The sequence below is a fragment of the Spiroplasma sp. hy2 genome, assembly GCF_044714365.1.
GTDB lineage: Bacteria > Bacillota_I > Bacilli_A > Mycoplasmatales > Mycoplasmataceae > Spiroplasma > Spiroplasma phoeniceum.
In genome coordinates this window covers 1-2,987 of the sequence record NZ_RXFZ02000129.1, presented here as the reverse complement: position 1 = coordinate 2,987, position 2,987 = coordinate 1, and the positions used below count along the sequence as shown (strand labels likewise).

Below are 2,987 nucleotides of genomic sequence, written 5' to 3'. Positions count from 1 at the left end.
ATTHTGTAATTATTTTTTTCATTAATTATTTACCTCCATATATTAAAAATATACCTAATTTTAGGTATATTTTATAAATATCAAGAGTTTTCGACAAAATTAAAGACTACCGGTAAAAAATAAAAGTTATATAATGAAATTAGCAATAATTTCATTTTTTAAATATGTTATAATTTGGAAGGTGAGAAAAGGGGGTTAAATTATGAGTAATTTTAATCAATTTGGTTTTAAGCGGTTTTTAAATTTAGGCCTTGCTGAATTAAAATTTGTTGAACCAACTATTGTGCAAGAAAAAGTAATGCCATTATTATTAAAACATCAAAATGCTATATGTAAGGCACATACAGGAACTGGAAAAACATTTGCGTTTGGTTTACCAATTTTAAATAATATAAATTATGAGCAAGCAAAAATTCAATCTATTATTGTAACCCCAACCCGTGAATTAGCAAAACAAATTTATGATAATATTCGTTTTTTTAAAAAATTTGAACCAAATTTACAAGTTAATTATTTTATTGGTGGCGAAAATATTAAACGTCAAATTGAACAATTGCAACGAATTCAACCCCACATTATTATTGCCACTCCAACGCGACTAAAAGATTTGTTTGAACAACAAAGTCTAAATTTAGGTAAATTAACAACTTTTATTATTGATGAATGTGATATGCTTTTTGATTTAGGTTTTATTGAAAATGTTGATTATATTTTAAGCAAAGTGAATCCTAATGTTCAAGTATCTGTTTTTTCTGCAACAATTCCGCCTGAGTTAAAACCTTTTTTAATCAAGTATTTAAAAAATCCACATTATTTAGATTTAAATGCCAATCAAATAACAAATCAAAACATTACACATATTTTAATTCCAACAAAACATCAAGAACGAGAAACAATTTTATTAAAACTTTTAAAAACATTTGATCCATATTTATGTTTAATTTTTGTTAATAAAAAAACAGATATTAATAAGTATTATGATTTGTTATTAGAACATAATTATTCTGTTATCCAATTACATGCTGGATTAGAACCACGATTACGAACACAAGTTGTTAAACGAATTCGAAATTTAGAATATAAGTATGTTATTGCCAGTGATATTGCAGCGCGTGGAATTGATTTTATTGGTGTTAGTCATGTTATTTCAATTGATTTACCAAATGATTTAGAATATTATATTCATCGTAGTGGTCGTACTGGACGGGCAAATTATACTGGTTATAGTTATGTTCTTTATGATACAAAAAATTTAAATTTAGTGCAACAATTAATGACAAAAGGAATTACTTTTAAAACAAAGAAATGAAATCAACAAGGAGAATTGGTTGAAACAGTTCTTAGTGATGATAAGCCTAAAAAACAATCTTCTCTTGCAGTTGAGAATGAAATTAATAAAATTATTCATCGTTATAAAACAAAAGATAATAATAAAAAAATTAAACCTGGTTATAAGAAAAAACGAAAAGCGGAAATTAATGAATTTAAAAAACAAGTTCGTCGGAATCACATTAAAGAATCAATTAAAAAAATTAAAAAAGAAAAAGCAAAAGAACGAGCAAATAAATTATTTAATAAAGATTAAAAAGAAAACTTAATGTTTTTTGTTAATGTTATTTTTTTAAACAAGAAACAAAAGTCTTTTTTTTTTTTTTTGTATAATTATTTTGTAGTTTTTAAAATTACAAAATATATTATGAAATTAATGAAATAGGAGGGAAATTATGACTCATAATGAAACAGTCGAAGCAACGCAAGGGAAAAAGCGGAATTAAATAAAAAGATAGTTCATTTTTTTTCATTAAAAATGTTTCGTTATACTTTAATTAAAATGTTAAAGGCCCCATCAACATGAGTGATGTTTGTTTTAACATTAGTAGTAGGAATAATTATGGTTTTATCATTAGCTTTAGGAATAAGAGATGTTGCTAGTGGAGACTATATTGATGCTGCTAAATCATTATTTACTATTTATTCATGGATTTGATATATGTTATACTTTGGGTTAACATCAATGTTTATTGGTTTTAAAGCGGTACAGTTAATTCGTGATGAAATTGATGATGAAACATTATTAATTTTTTCATCAATTCCAATCTCACGAACAAGAATGATTATTGAAAAATGATTAGCTTTACAGTTATTATGCTTAATTTATTCACTAATTATTTTATTATTACCACCAATTTTATCATTCGGAATGGGGCCAAAAGGAACAGCATTTGGAAAAGTAATTTTAAGCAAAGTTAACTTTATGATTTTAACAAGTTTTATTTTACAATTATTTTTAACCACAATTGGCATTTTAATTTCTTTAGGATTAAATGCAAAAGGTGTTATCGGTATTTTATTTACAATTTGTTTTTTAACAGTAATTGGAGCCATGATTCCATTTATTTATAATGCAAGTAAAGGTAATGCAAGTAAAGGTGGTCAAGCATCACAATATTTGATTAAAACCGCAGATTTAGCAAAGAATCCTGTTAAATTTAAGGATTTTGATCTTAAAAAAACATATGATGATTTATTAAATCCGACTGGTTGACCAGTATGAAGTGTATCTGACGATAAACTTAGTATATCATTTTCGTATAGTAGTAAAAATATGGAAGCTTTTGATATGACTTCATTAGCGCGGGATATTGATTTAGTGGTCACTAAATTACCTGCTACTGGAAACCCAATTTCTTGAAATGATGTTGTTACAGAAGTTAAAAAAACACCAAATGATTATCCAATATTAGCAAAATTAATTAATACTAATGTATTAGAATTTGATGATTATAAGTCAATTAAATTTAATGTTGTTAAACCTACAATCGGTAATGAAGTTACATTTACAAATAATAGTGATAAAGAAATTAATATTTTATCGGATTTTTATAATAGACTTCTTGCATAACCTAGTTATTTTAAAATTCCTATAAAATATATTTAAAATAGAAATTATAGGAATCTAAAATTATGAAATTTGATAAATTTGATTA

At 24.8% G+C, this 2,987-nt stretch carries 2 protein-coding genes; both read left to right on the top strand.

Going from position 1 to position 2,987, the window contains the following annotated elements; all coding sequences use genetic code 4:
* Positions 1 to 202: 202 nt before the first annotated feature.
* Positions 203 to 1,585 carry a DEAD/DEAH box helicase gene (locus EHV01_RS04395; protein WP_422066375.1) on the top strand — a complete coding sequence of 461 codons (1,383 nt, stop codon included), beginning with the start codon at positions 203 to 205 and terminating at the stop codon, positions 1,583 to 1,585.
* A gap of 246 nt (positions 1,586 to 1,831) precedes the next feature.
* Positions 1,832 to 2,902 carry an ABC transporter permease gene (locus EHV01_RS04390; RefSeq protein ID WP_422066374.1) on the top strand — a complete coding sequence of 357 codons (1,071 nt, stop codon included), beginning with the start codon at positions 1,832 to 1,834 and terminating at the stop codon, positions 2,900 to 2,902.
* The last annotated feature ends 85 nt before the right edge of the window (positions 2,903 to 2,987 follow it).